The following is a 19,895-nucleotide window of genomic DNA, read 5'->3' as shown; positions in this document are numbered from 1 at the left end:
TATTGTCGGGGCTGCGCACAAAGGCCATATGCCCGTCGCGGGGCGGGCGGTTGATCGTCACGCCCGCATCCATCAGCCGTTGGCACATGTCATAGATGTTTTCGACGCGATAGGCCAAGTGCCCGAAATGGCGGCTGTCCGACGGCAGCCCGTCATCGCCATCCCAGTTAAACGTCAGTTCAACCGGCGTTTCCGGCTGATCCGGCGGCGCCATAAACACCAGCGTAAAGCGGCCCTTGTCGTTGTCGATGCGGCGCGTTTCCTGCAATCCCAGCAGGCTGAAAAACGCCATGGTTTTGTCCAGGTCTTTGACCCGGACCATTGTGTGAAGATACTGGATTTTCATCTTGGCCCTTTCCTGTCGGCGTGGCAAAGATAAACCCCAACCACGCCGGAGAAGTTTGATGCCGTTGACCCCCGAACAACAAGCCGAAATCGACAGCCAGCGGGCCAATCCGCATCACACGCTGCGCGCCGTTGCGCCGGGGATGGAACAACATCTGTATGTCGCGCATCCGGTGCTGGATCACGGCTTTATCCGCGTCGTGGATTATATGGGCGATGACGCCGCGATTTGTCAGGCCGCGCGGGTCAGTTACGGGCGCGGCACCAAATCGGTGCAAAACGACGAAGGGCTGATCCGTTACCTGATGCGTCACTGGCATTCGTCGCCCTTTGAAATGTGCGAAGTCAAACTGCACGTCAAACTGCCCGTATTCGTCGCGCGCCAATGGATCCGCCACCGGACCGCGAATGTGAACGAATATTCCGGGCGTTATTCGATCCTTGACCGTGAATTTTACATCCCCGCGCCGGACCATCTGGCCGCGCAGTCCAGCGTCAACAACCAAGGCCGAGGCGAGGTGTTGCAAGGGGACGAAGCGCAGCGCGTCCTGAACCTTTTGCGCGATGACGCGATGCGCAGTTATGACAATTACGAAGCGATGCTGTCGCAGGACGGGCAACAGGGGCTGGCGCGTGAATTGGCGCGGATGAACCTGCCCACCAATATCTATACCCAATGGTATTGGAAGGTGGACCTGCACAACCTGTTGCATTTCCTGCGGTTGCGGGCCGATTCCCATGCGCAATACGAAATCCGCGCCTATGCCGATGTGCTGTGCGATATTGTGGCGGATTGGGTTCCGGCGGCGTTTGGCGCGTTCCGCGATTACCGCATGAACGCCGTCAGCCTGTCGGCGCAAGCGGTTGATGTGCTGCGCCGCCGTCTGGCGGGCGAAGTCGTGACGCAGGAAAACTCCGGTATGGCCGCGCGGGAATGGCGCGAATTTCAGGCGGTGTGGGAAAAGGGGGCGTAACGCCCCCTTTTTACTCTAACGCCTCAAGCTGGTCGATCAGCCCTTCGATCATCGACAGCCCTTTGTCCCAAAACGCCGGGTCGGTCGCGTCCAGACCGAACGGAGCCAGCAATTCCGTGTGGTGTTTCGACCCGCCCGCCGCCAGCAAATCGAAATATTTCGTCTGAAAATCGGGCAGGCCATCTTCATAGGCGGCATAAAGCGCGTTCACCAACCCGTCGCCGAAAGCATAGGCATAGACATAGAACGGCGAATGCACGAAATGCGGAACATAGGTCCAGAATGTTTCGTAACCCGGCATGAATTCAAACACCGGCCCCAGCGATTCGGCCTGAACCGACATCCACAGCGCGTTGATGTCATCCGGCGTCAGTTCGCCTTCGGCCCGCGCGGCGTGCAGTTTGCATTCAAAATCGTAAAACGCGATCTGGCGGACGACGGTGTTAATCATATCCTCGACCTTGCCGGCCAGCAGCGCCTTTTTCTGCGCCGGGTCGGTGGTTTTCGCCAGCAGCGCGCGGAAGGTCAGCATTTCGCCAAAAACCGACGCGGTTTCGGCCAGCGTCAGCGGGGTGGATGCCAGCAATTCGCCCTGATCCGCCGCCAGCCGCTGATGCACGCCATGGCCCAATTCATGCGCCAGAGTCATCACGTCGCGCGGTTTTCCCAGATAATTCAGCAAGATATAGGGATGTGCGGTCGTCACGGTCGGATGCGCAAACGCGCCGGGGGCCTTGCCCGGTTTGACGGCGGCGTCAATCCAGCCCTTGTCAAAAAACGGCTGCGCCAGTTCCGCCAGACGCGGCGAAAACCCGGCATAGGCATCGGTAACGGTCTGCTGCGCGGTCGGCCAGTCGATCAGGCGCGGGGTTTCCGTGGGCAGGGGGGCGTTGCGGTCCCAGACCTGCAATTTGTCCAGCCCTAACCACTTGGCCTTTAACGCATAATACCGATGCGACAGCCGCGGATAGGCGGCGGTCACGGCGTTGCGCAGGGCCTCGACCACCTCGGGTTCGACATGGTTCGACAGGTGGCGCGCATGTTGCGGGCTGGGCATGTGGCGCCATTTGTCTTCGATCGCCTTTTCCTTGGCCAGCGTGTTATGGATGCGCGCAAACAGGGTCACGTTTTCCCCGAACACACGCGCCAAAGCACGCGCGCCGGTTTCACGCCGGGCGCGGTCGTGATCGGTCAGCAGGTTCAGAGTCGCCTCAAGCCCCAGCGTTTCGCCATCCACGTCAAAGGTCAGCGCGGCCAGCGTTTCGTCAAACAACCGGTTCCACGCGGCGGCCCCCACGACCGAATTGTCGTGCAAAAACTGTTCCAATTCATCCGACAACTGATGCGGACGCATGGCGCGCATCCGGTCAAACACGGGCTTATACCGCGCGGGACCATCGGCGGCGGCGAACACCGCGTCATAGGTTTCGTCGGGTATCCGGTTGAATTCCAAACTGAAAAATACCAGCGGCGTGGTCATATCGGTGATCTGTCCTTGCAGATCGCCCATCATTTTCGCCCGCGCGGGGTCGGTCGTGTTCTGGTAATACCGCAAGCCGGCATAGGACATGATGCGCCCGGCCAGAATGTCGATGGTCTGATACGCCTCGATGCAGGTCAGCATCTGGGCCGGGGTCAGATCGGCCAGCCGCCCCTGATAAGCTGCGGCGAAATCGGCAACCGCGCGTTCCAGTTCGGCCAGATCATTGGCCAGTTCCGGTGCGTCGGGGGCCGGATAGAGGTCGGTCAAATCCCATTCGGGCAGGTTGCCAAAATCGGGGCCGGTGGCGGCGTCCTGCGCGTCGAATACCAGTGCGGGCATATGCGATCCTTTCTGTCAGTTGTGCCAGATGTGGACGCTGCGGCCGCGCGGCGCAAGGGTCGCGCCGGTGAAAACGCCCGCCGCGATGATCTGCGGCGGGCGGGTTTTTCGGTCCGATTACAGGTTCGGATACAGAGGGAAGCGACCGCAGAGTTCGCTGACCTCGGCCCGCACCTTATTTTCCACCTCGGCGTTGCCGTCTTCGCCATTGGCGGCCAGACCGTCCACAACTTCGACGATCCAGCGGGCGATCTGGCGGAATTCGTCTTCGCCAAAGCCGCGGGTTGTGCCGGCGGGCGCGCCCAGACGGATGCCGCTGGTAACAAAGGGTTTTTCCGGGTCAAACGGCACGCCGTTTTTGTTGCAGGTGATATGCGCGCGGCCCAAGGCGGCCTCGGTCGCTTTGCCGGTCACGCCTTTGGGGCGCAGATCGGCCAGACACAGGTGGTTGTCGGTGCCGCCCGATACGATGTCGATGCCGCCCTTCATCAGTTCGTCCGCCATGGCCTGCGCGTTTTTCACCACCTGCGCGGCGTAATCGCGGAAGGACGGATCCAAAGCCTCGCCAAAGGCCACGGCTTTGGCGGCGATGACATGCATCAGCGGGCCGCCTTGCAGGCCGGGGAACACGGCGCTGTTGATTTTCTTGGCAATATCCGCGTCGTTGGTCAGGATCAGGCCGCCGCGCGGGCCGCGCAGCGATTTATGCGTGGTCGAGGTCACGACATGCGCATGTGGCACCGGCGACGGGTGCTGACCGCCCGCGACCAGACCCGCGATATGGGCCATGTCCACCATCAGATAGGCGCCGACCTCATCCGCGATTTTGCGGAACGCGGCCCAGTCCCAGACGCGGCTGTATGCGGTGCCGCCTGCGACGATCAGTTTCGGTTTGTGCTGGCGGGCGGATTCGGCGATCGCGTCCATATCCAGCAGTTGATCCTGCTGACGCACGCCATAGCTGACGACGTTGAACCATTTGCCCGACATATTCACCGGGCTGCCATGGGTCAGGTGACCGCCGCTGTTCAGGTCCAGCCCCATAAAGGTGTCGCCCGGCTGCAACAGCGCCAGAAACACGGCCTGGTTCATCTGGCTGCCGCTGTTGGGCTGGACATTGGCGAATTCGGCGCCGAACAGTTCCTTGGCGCGCTCAATCGCCAGATTTTCGGCAATATCAACGAATTGGCAGCCGCCGTAATAGCGTTTGCCCGGATACCCTTCGGCGTATTTGTTGGTCAGAACGCTGCCTTGCGCCTGCAACACGGCGCGGCTGACGATGTTTTCCGACGCGATCAGTTCGATTTCGTCACGCTGGCGGCCCAGCTCTTTGGTGATGGCGTCAGCGATGGCGGGGTCGCGATCCGCAAGATCTTGGGTGAAAAAGGCGTTCATGTTTTGCATCCTCAGACGGCGGGGTTTGGGGTCTGATAACGTATTCGTGCCGTTGCGAAAAGCGGCAATTCCGGGGGGTTGTCATTCGCGGCTGTGCGTCCGATGCTGCGCGTTCATGACAGGGTTCGCCAATGATGCCACGCATCCATTTCACCGCCAGTCCCGCCGAACGCGCGCAGCGCGCGCTGCGTGCGCTGATCGGGCGGTATGGCGATGCGCCCCTTGACCGGGCGCACTATGTGGTGGCCTTGGGCGGCGACGGGTTCATGCTGCAAACGCTGCACGCGATGCAGGGGCGCGATCTGCCGGTTTACGGGATGAATCGCGGCACGGTTGGGTTTTTGCTGAACAGTTATACGGGAAATGATCTGCCCCAGCGTCTGGCCGAGGCCGAAGAAACCATCATCAACCCCCTGCGGATGCGGGCGACCTGCGTGGATGGCTCGACCCACGAAGCTTTGGCGATAAACGAGGTCAGTATGCTGCGCCAAGGTCCGCAGGCCGCCAAGCTGCGCATCCATGTGGATGGGCGTTTGCGGATGGAGGAATTGGTGTGCGACGGCGCGTTGATTGCCACACCTGCGGGGTCCACGGCCTATAACTATTCCGCGCATGGGCCGATTTTGCCGCTGGATTCGCAGGTCTTGGCGCTGACGGCGATTGCGCCGTTTCGTCCGCGCAGGTGGCGTGGCGCATTGCTGCCCAAAACATCCGAAGTCGTGGTCGAAGTCGCCGATCCCGACCTGCGCCCCGTCATGGCCGACGCCGACAGCCGGTCGGTGCGCCATGTCACGCGGGTGGTGATCCGCAGCGCGTCCACCGTGCAGCACCGGCTGTTATTCGATCCCGGACATGGGCTTGAAGAACGCCTGCTGCGCGAACAATTCGTTTAACCCGCGCAAATCTGTTGCAGCGCCAGCCATTGCGGGTCGGTCAGCAGATCGGCGGGGGTGACGCCGTGGCGCACCGGGTCACCGTCGATCAGCGCCACCACGCCAGCCCCCGTCGGGTCCAGACTGAGGGCATAGGGTTCGCTGGTCAAATTCCGCGCCCGCATCGCGTCCAGCAGCGCCGTGTCATCGGGGCGGGGCGGCGCGTCGGTCAGCAGGATTTCCCCGTAACCGGCCATGGCGTTGCTGGGCAGACTGCCCAGCGTCATCAGGCGCAGCGCCGCGCGAAACCCCGCATGACGCAGGGCCGCGCGCGTCACCGCGCGGTCGGTCTGCGCCAGTTCGGTCGACAGCAGATGGCCCGCCAGCACCTCGGGTCCGGCGGCTCCGGTCAGGATGTGACTGCCCGCGACATACAGGTTTCCCGGCAGACGCAGCGCGCCGTTCAGAGGCCCCGGCACCACAACGACCGCCGCGCCGTCTCCGACCAGCCCCGGCGTCATATAGTTCAGCACCGCCTGACCAGACGTGCGGCGGCAGACCGCGCCGGTGCTGCGTTCAATATCGGCCAGAACCGCCTGACCGACCATGCGCGCCTGTGCGGGCGGCGCGATATTGGCGGCGTGGCGGATCAGCGCGTCGGGCAGCCACAGCACCCCGGCAATCAGCATCGCGACAATCGCCACGGCGGTCAGCCCGCCGCGCAGGCGTCCGGGATGCGCGCGGCTGGCCTCGATCGCGCGATGCACCCGTTCGATGGCCTGAATCATCAGCGCGTCGTCGATTTCCACCGTTTCATCGGCGGCGTCCGGGCTGGGCGAATAAATCGCGGGCGTCTTGCCGGGGTTCAGCCGCGCCACGGCGGGCAGCGACCAATGCGTCAGCGGGCGTTCGGATTTCGGATCCAGCAGCATCAGCGTGGCGTCACCGACGGACACGACCACCTCGCGCAGTTGGGCGTCGGGGGTTTCACGCCACGCGCCTTGCGCCTCAAGTCGTTGAAATTCCGTCAGCGCCGTCATGATCCGGGATGTCCTGTTGTTCCCCTGACCATAGCCCGAACGCCGCCCCAGTCAATCAGATGGCGTCAATTAGCTGGCGGCGATCAGCATGCCCTTTTCCCCGGCCAGAACGCGCATCCGATCCTGCAATTTTTCAAAGGCCCGCACCTCGATCTGGCGGATGCGTTCGCGGGACACGCTGTAACGGACCGACAAATCTTCCAGCGTCATGGGGTCGTCGCGCAGGCGGCGTTCGATCAGAACGTCCTTTTCCCGGTCGTTCAGAACATCCATGGCCGACAACAGCATCTGGCGGCGGGTGTCCAGTTCTTCGGATTCGGCATAGGCTTCGGCCTGATTCGCGTCCTCATCCTCGAGCCAGTCCTGCCACTGCGCGACCGAATCGCCGTCGCCCGCGCCAACCTGCGCGTTCAGCGACGCATCGCCCCCCGACAGGCGGCGGTTCATGTCGATCACCTCTTGTTCGGTGACGTTCAGGTCATTGGCGATTTGGGCCACGTTTTCCGGGCGCAGATCGCCATCTTCAAGCGCGCCGATTTTCGATTTCGCCTTGCGCAGATTGAAGAACAGCTTTTTCTGCGCACTGGTCGTTCCCATTTTGACCAGCGACCATGACCGCAGGATGTATTCCTGAATACTGGCCCGGATCCACCACATTGCATAGGTCGCCAGCCGGAACCCCTTTTCCGGGTCAAACCGTTTGACCGCCTGCATCAGACCGACATTCGCCTCAGAGATCACTTCGGCCTGGGGCAGGCCGTAACCGCGATAACCCATGGCGATTTTCGCCGCCAGCCGCAGATGCGACGTGACCAATTGATGCGCGGCGTCGCTGTCTTCGTGATCGGCCCATGCCTTGGCCAGCATATATTCCTGTTCGGGTTCCAGCAGCGGGAATTTCCGAATCTCTTGCAGATAACGGTTCAGGCCCTGTTCAGGGCTGGGGGCGGGCAATGATGTGTAATTCGCCATCGGGGCAGCCTTTCGTCAGGGGATGAAACGCGACCCATTGGCCCCGGTTCCGTCCGCTTAACAGGTTTGTGTGAACTATGCGTTAACGCGCGGGCGATTAACAGGGTGAAACAGTCAACTTTGCGTCAGGCGCAGCGCGGCCAGCAGCGCGGCCATATCCTCGGGCAGGGGGCTGTCGAATGACAGCGCATCGCCGCTGACCGGATGGGTAAATCCCAGTTGCGCCGCGTGCAGCGCCTGACGCGGGAAATCCGCCGCCATCTGCGCCGCCGGACCCAAAGCCCGCCCCAAAGTCCGCCGCGACCCGCCATAGACCGGATCGCCAATCAGCCCCAGCCCGCAATGCGCCATATGCACCCGGATCTGATGCGTGCGCCCGGTTTCCAGCCGACATTCCACCAGCATCGCGGCGGGCGGAGCGCCGAACCGTTCCAACATCCGCGCGCGGGTGACGGCATGGCGGCCTTTGTCGAAATACACCGCCTGTTTCTGGCGGTCGGTGGCGTGGCGCGTCAATTTGGTGGCGATTTTCAGCACCGCGCCGTCTTCGAAACTGACACCGGGAACGCCGCGCAGGCGCGGATCGGCGCCGTCAATCACCCCATGCGCCAGGGCCAGATAACGCCGCTGGGCGGTGTGGGCCTCGAACTGCGCGGCAAGGCCATGATGGGCGCGGTCGGATTTGGCAACAACCAACAGGCCGGACGTGTCCTTATCAATGCGATGCACAATGCCGGGGCGACGTTCGCCGCCAATCCCCGAAAGCGTGTCCCCGCAATGCGCCAACAGCGCGTTGACCAGCGTGCCGTCGGGCGATCCGGGGGCGGGGTGAACGACCATTCCGGCGGGTTTATCAATAACGATCAGGTCGTCATCTTCGTAAGCGATGACCAGAGGAATCGCCTGAGGCAGCGTTTCCACCGATTCCGGCGCGGGCAGGGTGATGGTGTAGTCCTGCCCCTCGGCCACGCGGGCCTTTTGGTCGCGGACCACGCCATCCGGGCCGCTGACCGCGCCATCGGCAATCAAACGCGCCAGACGCGACCGCGACAGCGCCGCATCCTCTGGCACAGACAGGGCAAGCGCCTTATCAAGCCGCTCGGGCGGGTTGGCCGCAATGGTAACAATAAGGTTCGACATGACCGAAGATCATAGCGACTGGAAATCGGCTGCGAAAGCGGTTCCTGAACTGCGGTTCCTGAAAATGCTGGTCACGGGGCTGACGGTGGTGATGGGGCTGGGCATGGTCGCGGTCGTGGCGCTGCTGTGGCTGCGGCTGAACCAGCCGGTTTTGCCCGAACTGCCCGCGCAGATCACGCTGCCCGATGGCGCGCAGGCGGACGCCGTGACCTTCGCCCGCGACTGGATCGTGGTTGTGACCGATTCGGGCGCGGTGTTGGTTTACGACCGCGCCGGACGGCTGGCCGGTCAGATGCAGGTGGATTAAGGCGCTCACCCTTTCATCTTGGCCCAAATATCCCGGGGTGAGACGGGTCAAGGAAAAGGTCCAGTGGACCTTTTCCCCGGCGAACGCCCGCCCCACGGGGGCGGGCTGGGGGGCTGGCCTCCGGACCTTGAAATTATTCCGCCTCGTTCGCAGGTTTGGCGTTCAGATGGCCATAATTCTTGGCACCGATTTCGTCATGCAGCGCGATCTGCGTTTCCAGAAAATCAATGTGGCCTTCTTCGTCCGCGATCAGTTCCTCGAACAGGGTTTTGCTGACGTAATCGCCAACCTTTTCGCAATGCTCGCGCGCCTCGATATACAGTTTGCGGGCATCATGTTCGCCGGCCAGATCGGCCTCAAGCGTTTCTTTCAGATTCTGGCCGATGCGCAGAGGGTCCAGCTTTTGCAGGTTGGGGTGGCCTTCCAGAAACAGAATGCGCTGAATCAGGCGGTCGGCGTGGTTCATTTCCTCGATGGATTCGGCGCGCGATTTGTCGGCGATGCGGCCATAGCCCCAATCCTCTTGCAGGCGGTAATGCAGCCAATACTGGCTGACCGCCGTTAATTCAGACCGCAGCGCGGCGTTCAGATAGTCGATGACCTTGGTGTCGCCCTTCATGGCGTTTCCTTTCCTTGGTGGTGGATGTGGTCCGCAAGACCGGCGGCGCGACACCGACATTATCGCATCCGCGCATGGTCTGCAAAAACAGCGGCATACATCCGCCGCAATCGGCGCGTTTGCCCAATGCGTGATAGATCTTTCCGGGTGTGATGATGGTGTCGGGATCGGCGGCGCGCATCCAGTCGATGGCGGCGCGGATATCGTGGTCCGAAATTTGGGTGCAGTGGCAGATGATCATGGCGCGCTCCTTGCGGCGATAACTGACTGAAATCATCGGCTTTGTAAAGGCTTAGTTTTAAAGTCGGGTATTGCGCGCTTGACGGCGTGGGGAACCCGTCGCAGAACCGCGGTTATGAAGCTGTCTGATTTCGATTTTCACCTGCCCGAAGGGCTGATCGCCACACGCCCCGCCCGCCCGCGCAGCGCGGCGCGGCTGCTGCTGGCCGAAGGCGGCGCGATGTCGGATCGGCGCGTCAGTGATCTGCCGGATATTCTGCGCCCCGGCGATGTGCTGGTGCTGAACGATACCAAGGTCATACCTGCGCGCCTGACCGGCACCCGCACGCGCCACACCCCGCAGGGTGAAGCCACGGCGCGGGTGGAAATCACGCTGTTGGAACCCGTGGCGGATGGCTGGCGCGCCTTGGCCAAACCCCTGCGCAAAGTGCAGGTCGGTGAGGTGATCCGGTTCAGCGACGATCTGTCGGCCACGGTGACGCAGATCGCGGATGGCGGGCTGATCCTGCGGTTTGACGCGCAGGGCGATGCCTTTGACGCGGCGCTGTCGCAGGTGGGGGCGATGCCGCTGCCCCCCTATATCGCGGCGCTGCGCGCGCCCGATGCGCAGGACCGCGACGATTATCAAACCGTCTGGGCCGCGCATCAGGGCGCGGTTGCCGCCCCCACGGCCAGCCTGCATTTCGACACGCCCCTGCTGGACGCCCTGCGCGCGCGGGGCGTCGAATTTGTGCATGTGACGCTGCATGTCGGCGCCGGCACCTTTTTGCCGGTCAAGGTCGATGACGTGACCACCCACAAAATGCATGCCGAATGGGGCGAGGTGACGCCCGCCGCCGCCACAGCCATCAATCGCGCGCGGGCCAGTGGGCGGCGCGTGATCCCGGTCGGCACCACGGCGCTGCGCCTGATCGAATCGGCGGCGGATGCCAGCGGGCAGGTGCAGCCGTTCCGCGATACGACGCAGATTTTTATTTATCCCGGCTATCAATTTCGCGTCACGGATGGGCTGATGACCAATTTCCACCTGCCGAAATCCACGCTGCTGATGCTGGTTTCGGCGCTGATGGGCGCGGACCGTATCCGCGACATTTATCGGCACGCGGTTGATGACGGCTATCGCTTTTTCAGCTATGGGGATGCGTCCCTGTTCATTCCCTGAGGTCCGATGCTGTCTGTTTTGCGAACCACTTGGCCATTGCTGTTGGGTATCTTGCTGCTGATGGTCGGCAACGGGATGCAGGGGACTCTGCTGGGGATCCGCGGCGATATTGAATCGATCCCGACCTTTGAAATGTCCATTGTCATGTCAGGCTATTTCGGTGGCTTTCTGCTGGGCAGCCTGCTGGTGCCGGGGCTGATTCAGAATGTCGGCCATGTGCGGGTGTTCGCGGCGCTTGGGTCGATGATTTCCGCCGTGCTGATTCTGTTTCCGGTCGAACCGAACTGGATCGCGTGGACTCTGCTGCGGGTGATGATCGGGTTCTGTTTCTGCGGCGTGTATGTCACCGCCGAAAGCTGGCTGAACGCGGCATCCACGAATGAAAACCGGGGACAGGCGCTGTCGGCCTATATGATCGTGCAGATGGGCGGCATCGTGCTGGCGCAGGCGTTGCTGAACGTCGCGGACCCGGCGGGGTTCATGCTGTTCGTGATCCCGTCGGTGCTGGTGTCGCTGGCCTTTACGCCGATTTTGCTGTCGGCCAACCCTGCGCCGCAGTTTGAAACGATCAAGCGGATGTCGTTTCGCGACCTTTACCGCGCATCGCCGCTGGGCTGCGTGGGGGTGTTTCTGATGGGCGGCGTGTTTGCGGCACTGGCGGGGATGTCGCCGGTCTGGGGGACGGGCATTGGCATGTCGGTTGCGGAAATTTCGCTGTTCGTGGCGACCAGTTACGCGGGCGGGCTGGCTATGCAATATCCCATCGGCTGGATTTCCGACCGCTGGGACCGGCGCAAACTGGTGCTGCTGTTGGCGGGATTCGGCGGCGCGGCAGGGTTCGCCGTCATGGTGATGCAGCCGGGGATATGGGGGCTGATTGTGGTCGGCGCGATTATGGGCGGGGTCGCCAACCCGATTTATGCGCTGCTGTTGGCCTATACCAATGACCGGTTAGAGCCTGCGGATATGGCGTCGGCATCCGCCGGGTTGCTGTTTATCTATGGGCTGGGGTCGATGACCGGGCCGCTGATCACCGGCTGGCTGATGGGCGTGATGGGGCCGGACGGGTTCTGGTTCCATATGGCGGTGCTGCTGGCGGCGTTGTCGGGCTATGCGGCATGGCGGACGACGCAGCGCGCGGCTCCGACCAGCGACGAACAGGGCAGCTTTACCATCATCGCGCCCAGTGCCACCCCCGTCGCGATCGAGGCCGCCATGGACGAAGCCCAGACCGATACCCCACCCGCGACGGAAACGTGACATCATCACCCGACGGCTTGCCGCATGGCGGGGAATGGTTTAACGCTGAACTATCTTTCAGTCAGCGGGGGACGGAATGGCCCAGAATTTCGATATGGTGGTGATTGGCGCGGGACCGGGCGGCTATGTCGCGGCGATCCGGGGGGCGCAATTGGGGCTTAAGGTGGCCTGCATCGAACGCGAACATCTGGGCGGCATCTGCCTGAACTGGGGCTGTATCCCGACCAAGGCGCTGCTGCGCTCGGCCGAGGTGTTCCACCTGATGCACCGCGCCAAGGATTTCGGCCTGTCCGCCGACAAGATCGGCTTTGATCTGGGCAAGGTCGTTGATCGTTCGCGCGGGGTGGCAAAGCAACTGTCGGGCGGCATCGGCCATCTGTTCAAAAAGAACAAAGTCACCACCATCATGGGCGAGGCCAGGCTGGTCGCCCCCGGCAAGATCAGCGTGAAAACCGACAAGGGCAGCGAAGACATCACCGCCAAGTCGATCATCATCGCCACCGGCGCGCGCGCGCGCGAACTGCCGGGGCTGGAACCCGATGGCAAGCTGGTCTGGAACTACAAACACGCGCTCAAGCCGCCGCATATGCCGAAAAAGCTGCTGGTCATCGGTTCGGGCGCGATTGGCATCGAATTCGCGTCGTTCTTTAACACCCTTGGCGCCGATACCACCGTGGTCGAGGTGATGGACCGCGTTTTGCCGGTCGAGGATGCCGAAATCAGCGCCTTTGCGAAAAAGCAGTTCGTCAAGCAGGGCATGAAGATCGTCGAAAAGGCCACGGTCAAAAAGCTGGACCGCAAGGGCAGCACCGTGACCGCTCATATCGAGGTCGGCGGCAAGACCGAAACGCAGGATTTCGACACGGTGATTTCCGCTGTCGGCATCGTCGGCAATGTCGAAAACCTTGGGCTTGAGGCCTTGGGGATCAAGGTGGACCGCAGCCATATCGTCACTGATGAATACTGCCGCACCGGGGTGGATGGTGTTTACGCCATCGGCGACGTGGCGGGCGCGCCCTGGCTGGCGCACAAGGCCAGCCACGAAGGCGTGATGGTTGCCGAACTGATCGCCGGTCAGCATCCGCATCCGGTCAAGCCGTCGGCGATTGCGGGCTGCACCTATTGCCACCCGCAGGTCGCCAGCGTCGGCCTGACCGAGGCCAAGGCGAAAGAGGCGGGCTATGACATCAAGGTTGGCCGCTTCCCCTTTATCGGCAACGGCAAGGCGATTGCCTTGGGCGAACCCGATGGTCTGGTGAAAACCATCTTTGACGCGAAAACCGGCGAATTGCTGGGCGCGCATATGGTCGGCGCCGAGGTGACGGAACTGATCCAAGGCTATGTTGTCGGGCGTCAGTTGGAAACGACCGAACAAGACCTGATGGAAACCGTGTTCCCGCATCCCACCCTGTCGGAAATGATGCATGAATCGGTTCTGGACGCTTACGGCCGCGCGATCCATTTCTGAGGTCGCGTTTGTCGGAGAGCAGGGGGCGCTCGCGCCCCCTCTTGGCCGTTGGCCAATTCACCCCCTGAGGATATTTCAGCACAGAAGATAGGCGCGGTTCAGCGCGGGATCAGCCGTGTCACTCCAACCGCCGCCGCCCGCGCCAGTGCCGGGTCCAGCGACATGCCGACATATTCGCCCCGCCGCCACAGCCCCGCCAGATCATCGTAATGCCGCGAAAACGGGTGGCCGGATTGCCCGGTCGAGATGATGAACACCGAACTGTCCGGATCGGCCAGATCGTAAACGCCGCGGAAACCGGCCCCGGTCACGGCTTGAAATGGGTTCGGCGCGTGGCCCATCTGGCTGCTGCGCGCCACGGTGAAATCGCCGCCCGACACCGATTGGCTGATATTCACGATCCAGCCCAGAGCCGGCAGGCGGCCCAGCCCCGGATGCAGATGCCGCGCCTGATGCAGATCGCCCCATCGCCAACTGGTCACATCCGGGCCGAACCGTGCGGACAGGTCCAGAATGGCACGGTCCAGTGCCTGACGGGCGATCAGGGTGCAATCTTCGGTCGCGGCGCTTTGGATGATGTCGCACCATTGGGCCGCGCCGCCGCGATTGCGGAACACGGCGTCGATAAAGATGGGGTAAAGCTGGTTCAGCTCATCCGCCATCGGACCCAATTCATCGCGCACCAGCCGATCCTGCAACGCGGCCATCCATGCGGCGTAAAGCAGCGGTTCCGGCAGATGTTCGTTCATCGCGCCGTCCCATTCGGCCAGCAGGGCCAAGGCGTCCTGACGTTGCCGTTCGGGCGTGCCGGGGGCGGCGGGTTCGCCCGTGAACCACAGATCCGCGCCGACCAAGGGCAGCAAAGCGCGCGCCGATGGGCTGACAATATCGGTCTGCGCGGCGATCAGGCTGTCGCGGGAATGGACTTCTCGGTCGCCCAGCAGGCGTTGCAGGCGGGCGCGGCGTAGCCCTTGGGTCAGGGGTTCTTCGGTCGCGATGGTCAGGCCGTCTTGCGGTGCGGGTTGGGGGGTGATGGGACCGGTGCCGCGCCATGCGGTTTCGGTTTGCCAGCCGGGGGCGGGCAGGGCGCCTGCGGTCGGGTGATCGGGCGCGCGGTCGGGGGTGTGACCGGCGGCGACCGTGTGAATCGCGCCGCTATCGGCCAGCATCACGGTGAGCGCAGGCGCGACCACGCCGCGCAGGGCGTCCCGCGCATCGCCCATATTTTCCGCCCCCATCAGGCCGATCAGCGCCGACATGGTGGTGTCGTCCGTGCCAAGCCCCGTCCAACGAAGCGCCGGCACATGACCGGCAGGGATGATGTCGCGCAGCCCCGGTGCCAGACCCGGCACAACCGGGCCGTTCACCGTATCGCGCAGGGTGATGGTCTGGTCGTCGGCGTCCAGCACGCGGATCACCTCGGATCGGGTGTCAAAGTTGGTCCAGCCCTGTGCGCTGCGATAGCGGTTGGGGTTGCCGGGTTGGACCTCTTCGATCACCAGATCGGCGTCATCCAGACCCAGAGGCGTGACGCCCCAGGCCAGATGCGGATTGCGCCCCGACAAGATCAGCGGCATCCCCGGCACCGTCGCGCCGATGACTCCGCCCGACGCTAATTCCAGCCGCGCCAGATAATAGAGCGACGGCGCGACCAGCCCGATATGCAGGTCATTGGCCAACAGCGCGCCATCCGCCGCCGTCCGTTCCCGCGCGACCGCAAAGCCGTTGCCGCCCAGTCCCAGCCCCGGCGTCAGGATGGCAAAGGGATCGCGCGGCCCCGGCGCGGCGAGGCGTTCGGGCGGACCCAGACGGCCACCGGGAAACAGCGCCGCATAATCGGGCAGGGTGGCGGGGATGCCGGGGCGGGCCAAAACCTCGGCCCCGCGCGGATGGGCCAGCGACAGCCGCGCGCGCAGGGTTTCATCCTGCGCCGCCGTGGTCGTGGATGCCGCAATCAGCTTCAAAATGGCCAGCGAATCCGCCGGTTGCCAATAGGCGATGACATCGGGCAGCAGGAAAAATTCCGGCGCGCCGCGGCCCATGGCGCCTTCGTTCACGGTGGCGATCCATTGGTTCACGCCATTGGCATAGGCGGTCAGCGCCTGCATCGTCGCCGGATCCTGCGCCGTCAGCGATTGCTGCGCCCGCCGATACAGGCCCAGCCGCCGCGCCAGATCATCGGCGGGCAACGCCTGCGCGCCATAGATTTCCGACAGCCGCCCCTGCGCCGCGCGCCGCAGCAGTGTCATCTGAAACAGCCGGTCCTGCGCATGGGCCAGCCCCAAGGCGAAATACACATCGCGGTCGGTGTCGCCAAAAATATGCGGCACGTTTTCGGTGCTGCGCACGATTTCAACCGGCGCGCCGATCCCGTCCACCCGCAGCGTGGCGTTGTAATCGGGCAGCGAGCGGATCGCGAAATACCACACCAAAGCTGCGGCCAGCACGGCCAGCACGATCAGCCCCACGGTCAGCCGCAAAAGCCAGCGAAACATAGTCAGCATCTGCGGTCACGTCCTTGGTGTTGCCGGTTGACCCCGGCGCTGCGGGGTGGTGGTGTGCTGCATAGGACAGCCGCGCGCGCTTTTCAACGCGGCCAAAGCACAGGGGTGAATTATGGCGAAGGTCGCGTTTTTGGGGTTAGGGGTCATGGGCTTTCCGATGGCGGGGCATCTGGCGTCGGCGGGGCATCAGGTGACGGTCTATAACCGCAGCCCGGCGCGCGCTGAAGGCTGGGCGGGCCTGCATCGCGGCCATTTTGCCCCGACCCCGCGCGATGCCGCGACGGGGGCGGATTTCGTCATGGCCTGCGTCGGCAATGACGATGATTTGCGGCAGGTCTGCACCGGGCCGGATGGGGCCTTTGCGGGCATGTCGGCGGGCGCGGTCTTTGTCGATCACACTACGGTTTCGGCGCAGGTGACGCGCGAATTGGCGGGCGTGGCGCGACAGGCGGGGTTGGGGTTTGTCGATGCGCCTGTGTCGGGCGGGCAGGCGGGGGCGGAAAACGGCCAGTTGTCTGTGATGTGCGGCGGCGATGCTGCCGATTACGACCGCGCGGCGCCGGTGATCGATGCCTATGCCAAGATTTGCCGCCGGATGGGCGATGTCGGCGCGGGGCAGATGACAAAAATGTGTAATCAAATCGCCATTGCCGGTCTGGTTCAGGCGCTGTCCGAATCGCTGGCCTTCGCGCAGAAAGCCGGGCTGGACCCGGCCGCCGTGGTCGAGGTGATTTCCCAAGGCGCGGCGGGCAGTTGGCAGATGGTTAACCGCCACAAAACCATGGCAGCAGGCGAATTTAATCATGGTTTTGCCGTGGATTGGATGCGCAAGGATCTGGCGATCTGTCTGGCGGCAAGCGATGAAATTGGGGCGTTTCTGCCCGTTACGGCCTTGGTCGATCAGTTCTACAAAGAGGTGCAGGCCATGGGCGGCGGTCGTTGGGATACATCGTCGCTGATCGCGCGGCTGAACGCGGATTAACAATTGTTTCCGGACCATCTGCCGGGGTTTGGGCGTTAATCCACAATGCCGCAGACGCGGCCCAAACCCAGAGGTGAAAATGTCCGACCGAATGTTAACCGGCCAGTTGGAATGTCACATCACCGGCGTGGGCGATCTGGAGGCTGTGGGCGAAATGACCGTAACCGCCGCATCCGCCAGCCCGGACGGAAAGGCGCAGACGGGCGCGTTGATGTGGTTCGCCGATATTCTGGCAACATGTCTGGTTCTGGGCGATGCCGGAGTGCCGGGCGACAGCGACGATTTCCCTGCGGCCCAGATCCTGAACGCCTGCCGCACGTCTGTTCCGGCAATTGGGCGTATTACAGGAAAATGCGAATGGATCACCCGCGACGGGTCGTTAACCATGCTGCGCACGCGGCTGGTGGATGACAACGGGGAATTGCTGTTTGAAATGACATCGGCCTATGGCCGGTCGTGAAAAGCGGGGCGCATGGCCCCGCTTTCCGTGATCAGATCAGTTTGCCCATGGCAACGGCGGTATCCGACATGCGGTTCGAGAAACCCCATTCATTGTCATACCAGGTCAGGATGCGGACCAGTTTGCCCTCCATCACCTTGGTTTGGTCCATGTGGAACACGGACGAATGCGGGTCATGGTTGAAATCGCACGACACCAAGGCTTCGTTGGTGTAGCCCAGAATACCCTTCAGTGGGCCGTCGGCGGCGGCTTTGATCGCGGCGTTCACTTCGTCCACGGTGGTGTCGCGGCTGGCTTCGAACACCAGATCGACGACCGACACATTCGGGGTCGGGACGCGGATCGACACGCCATCCAGCTTGCCTTTGAGTTCCGGCAGAACCAGACCAACCGCCTTGGCAGCCCCGGTCGAGGTCGGGATCATCGACAGCGCAGCGGCGCGGGCGCGATACAGATCCTTGTGCATGGTGTCCAGCGTCGGCTGGTCGCCGGTATAGCTGTGGATCGTGGTCATGAAACCGCGGGTGATGCCGATGCTGTCGTTCAGCACCTTGGCCACCGGCGACAGACAGTTGGTGGTGCAGGACGCGTTCGACACAACGATGTCATCGGCGGTCAGCGTGTCGTCATTCACGCCGAACACGATGGTTTTGTCGGCATTGTCGCCGGGCGCCGAAATCAGCACGCGTTTCGCGCCGGTTTCCAGATGCGGCTGGCATTTTTCCTTACTGGTAAAGATGCCGGTGCATTCCATGATGACGTCCACGTCACCCCAAGGCAGTTCCGCCGGGTTGCGGATCGCGGTCACCTTGATCGGGCCGCGGCCCACGTCGATGGTGTCGCCGCTGACGGTCACGGTCGCCGGAAAGCGGCCATGCACGCTGTCATAGCGCAGCAGATGGGCATTGGTTTCCACCGGCCCCAGATCGTTGATGGCCACAACCTCAATATCGGTGCGGCCCGATTCGATGATGGCGCGCAGGACGTTGCGACCGATGCGACCAAATCCGTTAATGGCGACCTTGACTGCCATGTCTCACTCTCCTGTGCAGGTGATGTTTGCCGGTGTGTAGCGCGGCGTTTCCGGCGATGCAAACCGTCGCGGGCCTGAAATCCAATGGTTGCGCCAACATGCGGCGTTTGCGTGCAACATCAGCGCCAAAAACTGACATATTCGATCAAACGGTCCATCTGCCGGGCCGCAAACAGCGGCAAACCGCCCTGAAACCACAGAAAATCGGCCGCAAAAACGCCCAAGATGATCAGCAGCAGCGCAATCGCGATTGAATTGGTCATTGGCCCGTCCGTTCATTTTGTGGCGGATTATTCCTGATCGGCGGGCAATTTCAATGTCAGATCGCCCGCCTCTTGCAGGCGGCGGATGGCGGCGATGATGTCATTCTTGGCGTCTTCGATGTCTTGGGTGCGGGGTTTGCCCAGATCGGCGATTTCTTCGCGCAGATTGTCGGCCATGCGCTGCGACAGGTTCGACAGAATGAATTCCGCCGTTGCGGCGTCGTCGGGGTCGGGCGCGGCCAGGGCGCGCACCAGTGTGGGCTGATCGACTTCGCGCAGGATGCGGGGCAGGTCGCGCGGTTCGACGCGCGCGGGGATATGGGCAAAGATAAAGATCGCCTTGCGCACCCCGTCCGCGAACACCGTATCGCCATCCTCAAGCGCGCCCAGCACATCGTCGCGCAGATCAGCACTGGCAAAGTTCAGGATCGCGCCCATGCGGTCGGCGGCGGGGGTGTCGATGGCGGGGCGGGGCAGCGCCTCGGCCGATTGCAGCAGGACCAGACCGACCCGGCGCAGCGCCTGCGGGGTGACGCCGCCGGTCAGCGACATGGCCTGAGCGACACGCCGGGCGCGTTCGCGGTCCAGTTCGGTAAAGACCTGCGACGCCTTTTCCACCGGCAGTTTGGTGAGCATCAATGCCACCACCTCAACCGATTCGGAGACCGACAATTTGCGCAGCACATCCGGCGACAGGGCCGCGATCTGTTGCCACGGATCGCCGCGCCCCGCGATGACGGCATTGCGGCGCAGGCGGTCGTTGCTGTCATCCGACAGCCGCCCGCCCAGCATGGCCAGCGTCCCATCCAGATCGCCGGGAAAGGTCAGGCCAACCGATTCGAGATTGTCACAAAATTCGCTGATGATCGCGTCACGGGTGTGGCGGTCGATCAGGTCCATGCCCGCCATTTCTTCGGCCAAGGCCGTCTGGCTGTCATCGTTCAGCCGTCCCAGACTGACCATGTCGTCATCATCCAGCAGCAGCCGCACAATAACGGCTGCCTTTTGACGTTGGTTAAGACCCGCTTGCATATTCA

20 protein-coding genes are annotated in these 19,895 nt (G+C 62.9%); 8 read left to right on the top strand and 12 right to left on the bottom strand.

Going from position 1 to position 19,895, the window contains the following annotated elements; all coding sequences use genetic code 11:
- Positions 1-346, bottom strand: a 346-nt coding sequence (locus tag Q4G20_RS01565; RefSeq protein ID WP_303341410.1) for a VOC family protein, incomplete at its 3' end; no start/stop codon positions are given.
- Between the two features lie 58 nt (positions 347-404).
- Between Q4G20_RS01565 and thyX the strand changes: the two genes are divergently transcribed.
- Positions 405-1,319 (top strand): FAD-dependent thymidylate synthase, encoded by a 915-nt coding sequence (gene thyX / locus Q4G20_RS01560; protein ID WP_303341409.1) that lies wholly within the window; start codon positions 405-407, stop codon positions 1,317-1,319.
- A 10-nt stretch (positions 1,320-1,329) separates the two neighbouring features.
- On the opposite strand, the gene Q4G20_RS01555 is transcribed toward thyX, so the two are convergent.
- Both Q4G20_RS01555 and glyA read right to left on the bottom strand, forming a co-directional pair.
- On the bottom strand, positions 1,330-3,141 hold the full coding sequence (locus tag Q4G20_RS01555; protein ID WP_303341408.1) for a M3 family oligoendopeptidase: 1,812 nt from the start codon (positions 3,139-3,141) through the stop codon (positions 1,330-1,332).
- A 117-nt stretch (positions 3,142-3,258) separates the two neighbouring features.
- Entirely contained in the window at positions 3,259-4,545 is a 1,287-nt protein-coding gene (glyA, locus tag Q4G20_RS01550; protein ID WP_303341407.1) for a serine hydroxymethyltransferase, read from the bottom strand.
- Positions 4,546-4,667: 122 nt separating this feature from the next.
- Between glyA and Q4G20_RS01545 the strand changes: the two genes are divergently transcribed.
- Positions 4,668-5,429: an NAD kinase gene (locus tag Q4G20_RS01545; RefSeq protein ID WP_303341406.1), complete on the top strand. Its 762-nt coding sequence runs from the start codon at positions 4,668-4,670 to the stop codon at positions 5,427-5,429.
- Here the strand turns inward: Q4G20_RS01545 and Q4G20_RS01540 are convergent.
- The 3 genes from Q4G20_RS01540 to Q4G20_RS01530 form a co-directional block, all read right to left on the bottom strand.
- The gene (locus tag Q4G20_RS01540) at positions 5,426-6,448 is read right to left on the bottom strand and encodes a hypothetical protein (RefSeq protein ID WP_303341405.1); all 1,023 of its coding nucleotides are present in this window, start codon (positions 6,446-6,448) and stop codon (positions 5,426-5,428) included. The genes Q4G20_RS01545 and Q4G20_RS01540 overlap by 4 nt on opposite strands.
- Positions 6,449-6,517: 69 nt before the next feature.
- Complete coding sequence (gene rpoH, locus Q4G20_RS01535; protein ID WP_303341404.1) at positions 6,518-7,420, bottom strand: RNA polymerase sigma factor RpoH; 903 nt, start codon at positions 7,418-7,420, stop codon at positions 6,518-6,520.
- A gap of 114 nt (positions 7,421-7,534) precedes the next feature.
- The gene (locus tag Q4G20_RS01530) at positions 7,535-8,560 is read right to left on the bottom strand and encodes an RluA family pseudouridine synthase (RefSeq protein WP_303341402.1); all 1,026 of its coding nucleotides are present in this window, start codon (positions 8,558-8,560) and stop codon (positions 7,535-7,537) included.
- Here Q4G20_RS01530 and Q4G20_RS01525 point away from each other — a divergent pair.
- Positions 8,559-8,867, top strand: a complete 309-nt coding sequence (locus Q4G20_RS01525) for a DUF6476 family protein (RefSeq protein WP_303341401.1) — start codon at positions 8,559-8,561, stop codon at positions 8,865-8,867. The genes Q4G20_RS01530 and Q4G20_RS01525 overlap by 2 nt on opposite strands.
- A gap of 133 nt (positions 8,868-9,000) precedes the next feature.
- Here the strand turns inward: Q4G20_RS01525 and bfr are convergent, their stop codons facing one another.
- Positions 9,001-9,486: a bacterioferritin gene (gene bfr / locus Q4G20_RS01520; RefSeq protein WP_303341399.1), complete on the bottom strand. Its 486-nt coding sequence runs from the start codon at positions 9,484-9,486 to the stop codon at positions 9,001-9,003.
- Positions 9,434-9,727 (bottom strand): bacterioferritin-associated ferredoxin, encoded by a 294-nt coding sequence (locus tag Q4G20_RS01515; protein WP_303341397.1) that lies wholly within the window; start codon positions 9,725-9,727, stop codon positions 9,434-9,436. Before Q4G20_RS01515 ends, bfr begins: the two co-directional genes overlap by 53 nt.
- 114 nt (positions 9,728-9,841) lie before the next feature.
- On the opposite strand from Q4G20_RS01515, the gene queA reads away from it, so the two are divergent.
- From queA to lpdA, 3 genes are all read left to right on the top strand, one after another.
- Entirely contained in the window at positions 9,842-10,888 is a 1,047-nt protein-coding gene (queA, locus tag Q4G20_RS01510; RefSeq protein WP_303341396.1) for a tRNA preQ1(34) S-adenosylmethionine ribosyltransferase-isomerase QueA, read from the top strand.
- 6 nt (positions 10,889-10,894) lie between these two features.
- Entirely contained in the window at positions 10,895-12,148 is a 1,254-nt protein-coding gene (locus Q4G20_RS01505) for an MFS transporter (protein WP_303341395.1), read from the top strand.
- Positions 12,149-12,224: 76 nt separating this feature from the next.
- On the top strand, positions 12,225-13,616 hold the full coding sequence (lpdA, locus tag Q4G20_RS01500; RefSeq protein WP_303341394.1) for a dihydrolipoyl dehydrogenase: 1,392 nt from the start codon (positions 12,225-12,227) through the stop codon (positions 13,614-13,616).
- Between the two features lie 98 nt (positions 13,617-13,714).
- Here lpdA and Q4G20_RS01495 read toward each other — a convergent pair whose 3' ends face one another.
- Positions 13,715-16,120: a penicillin acylase family protein gene (locus Q4G20_RS01495; protein WP_303341391.1), complete on the bottom strand. Its 2,406-nt coding sequence runs from the start codon at positions 16,118-16,120 to the stop codon at positions 13,715-13,717.
- A gap of 112 nt (positions 16,121-16,232) precedes the next feature.
- Between Q4G20_RS01495 and Q4G20_RS01490 the strand changes: the two genes are divergently transcribed.
- Together Q4G20_RS01490 and Q4G20_RS01485 are read left to right on the top strand one after the other, a co-directional pair.
- Positions 16,233-17,102, top strand: a complete 870-nt coding sequence (locus Q4G20_RS01490; RefSeq protein WP_303341389.1) for an NAD(P)-dependent oxidoreductase — start codon at positions 16,233-16,235, stop codon at positions 17,100-17,102.
- 79 nt (positions 17,103-17,181) lie between these two features.
- Positions 17,182-17,562 carry a hypothetical protein gene (locus Q4G20_RS01485; RefSeq protein ID WP_303341387.1) on the top strand — a complete coding sequence of 127 codons (381 nt, stop codon included), beginning with the start codon at positions 17,182-17,184 and terminating at the stop codon, positions 17,560-17,562.
- A gap of 31 nt (positions 17,563-17,593) precedes the next feature.
- On the opposite strand, the gene gap is transcribed toward Q4G20_RS01485, so the two are convergent.
- The 3 genes from gap to Q4G20_RS01470 all read right to left on the bottom strand — a co-directional run bounded on the left by gap (position 17,594) and on the right by Q4G20_RS01470 (position 19,890).
- Positions 17,594-18,595, bottom strand: a complete 1,002-nt coding sequence (gap, locus tag Q4G20_RS01480; RefSeq protein WP_303341386.1) for a type I glyceraldehyde-3-phosphate dehydrogenase — start codon at positions 18,593-18,595, stop codon at positions 17,594-17,596.
- A 119-nt stretch (positions 18,596-18,714) separates the two neighbouring features.
- On the bottom strand, positions 18,715-18,858 hold the full coding sequence (locus tag Q4G20_RS01475) for a hypothetical protein (protein ID WP_303341384.1): 144 nt from the start codon (positions 18,856-18,858) through the stop codon (positions 18,715-18,717).
- A 27-nt stretch (positions 18,859-18,885) separates the two neighbouring features.
- Positions 18,886-19,890, bottom strand: coding sequence for a FliG C-terminal domain-containing protein (locus tag Q4G20_RS01470; RefSeq protein ID WP_303341440.1), 1,005 nt, complete (start codon positions 19,888-19,890; stop codon positions 18,886-18,888).
- Between the last annotated feature and the right edge of the window lie 5 nt (positions 19,891-19,895).

This window comes from Paracoccus sp. (in: a-proteobacteria) (assembly GCF_030538495.1).
GTDB lineage: Bacteria > Pseudomonadota > Alphaproteobacteria > Rhodobacterales > Rhodobacteraceae > Paracoccus.
This window is presented reverse-complemented; position numbering and strand designations above follow the sequence as displayed.

What these genes read in the sequence shown, in the direction of transcription:
- Q4G20_RS01470 (WP_303341440.1), bottom strand. Translation starts at nt 19,890, where the DNA reads ATGCAAGCGGGTCTTAACCAACGTCAAAAGGCAGCCGTTATTGTGCGG.
- bfr (WP_303341399.1), bottom strand. Translation starts at nt 9,486, where the DNA reads ATGAAGGGCGACACCAAGGTCATCGACTATCTGAACGCCGCGCTGCGG.
- glyA (WP_303341407.1), bottom strand. Translation starts at nt 4,545, where the DNA reads ATGCAAAACATGAACGCCTTTTTCACCCAAGATCTTGCGGATCGCGAC.
- thyX (WP_303341409.1), top strand. Translation starts at nt 405, where the DNA reads ATGCCGTTGACCCCCGAACAACAAGCCGAAATCGACAGCCAGCGGGCC.
- Q4G20_RS01495 (WP_303341391.1), bottom strand. Translation starts at nt 16,120, where the DNA reads ATGCTGACTATGTTTCGCTGGCTTTTGCGGCTGACCGTGGGGCTGATC.
- Q4G20_RS01505 (WP_303341395.1), top strand. Translation starts at nt 10,895, where the DNA reads ATGCTGTCTGTTTTGCGAACCACTTGGCCATTGCTGTTGGGTATCTTG.
- gap (WP_303341386.1), bottom strand. Translation starts at nt 18,595, where the DNA reads ATGGCAGTCAAGGTCGCCATTAACGGATTTGGTCGCATCGGTCGCAAC.
- lpdA (WP_303341394.1), top strand. Translation starts at nt 12,225, where the DNA reads ATGGCCCAGAATTTCGATATGGTGGTGATTGGCGCGGGACCGGGCGGC.
- rpoH (WP_303341404.1), bottom strand. Translation starts at nt 7,420, where the DNA reads ATGGCGAATTACACATCATTGCCCGCCCCCAGCCCTGAACAGGGCCTG.
- Q4G20_RS01540 (WP_303341405.1), bottom strand. Translation starts at nt 6,448, where the DNA reads ATGACGGCGCTGACGGAATTTCAACGACTTGAGGCGCAAGGCGCGTGG.
- Q4G20_RS01490 (WP_303341389.1), top strand. Translation starts at nt 16,233, where the DNA reads ATGGCGAAGGTCGCGTTTTTGGGGTTAGGGGTCATGGGCTTTCCGATG.
- Q4G20_RS01475 (WP_303341384.1), bottom strand. Translation starts at nt 18,858, where the DNA reads ATGACCAATTCAATCGCGATTGCGCTGCTGCTGATCATCTTGGGCGTT.
- Q4G20_RS01515 (WP_303341397.1), bottom strand. Translation starts at nt 9,727, where the DNA reads ATGATCATCTGCCACTGCACCCAAATTTCGGACCACGATATCCGCGCC.
- queA (WP_303341396.1), top strand. Translation starts at nt 9,842, where the DNA reads ATGAAGCTGTCTGATTTCGATTTTCACCTGCCCGAAGGGCTGATCGCC.
- Q4G20_RS01530 (WP_303341402.1), bottom strand. Translation starts at nt 8,560, where the DNA reads ATGTCGAACCTTATTGTTACCATTGCGGCCAACCCGCCCGAGCGGCTT.
- Q4G20_RS01485 (WP_303341387.1), top strand. Translation starts at nt 17,182, where the DNA reads ATGTCCGACCGAATGTTAACCGGCCAGTTGGAATGTCACATCACCGGC.
- Q4G20_RS01545 (WP_303341406.1), top strand. Translation starts at nt 4,668, where the DNA reads ATGATGCCACGCATCCATTTCACCGCCAGTCCCGCCGAACGCGCGCAG.
- Q4G20_RS01555 (WP_303341408.1), bottom strand. Translation starts at nt 3,141, where the DNA reads ATGCCCGCACTGGTATTCGACGCGCAGGACGCCGCCACCGGCCCCGAT.
- Q4G20_RS01525 (WP_303341401.1), top strand. Translation starts at nt 8,559, where the DNA reads ATGACCGAAGATCATAGCGACTGGAAATCGGCTGCGAAAGCGGTTCCT.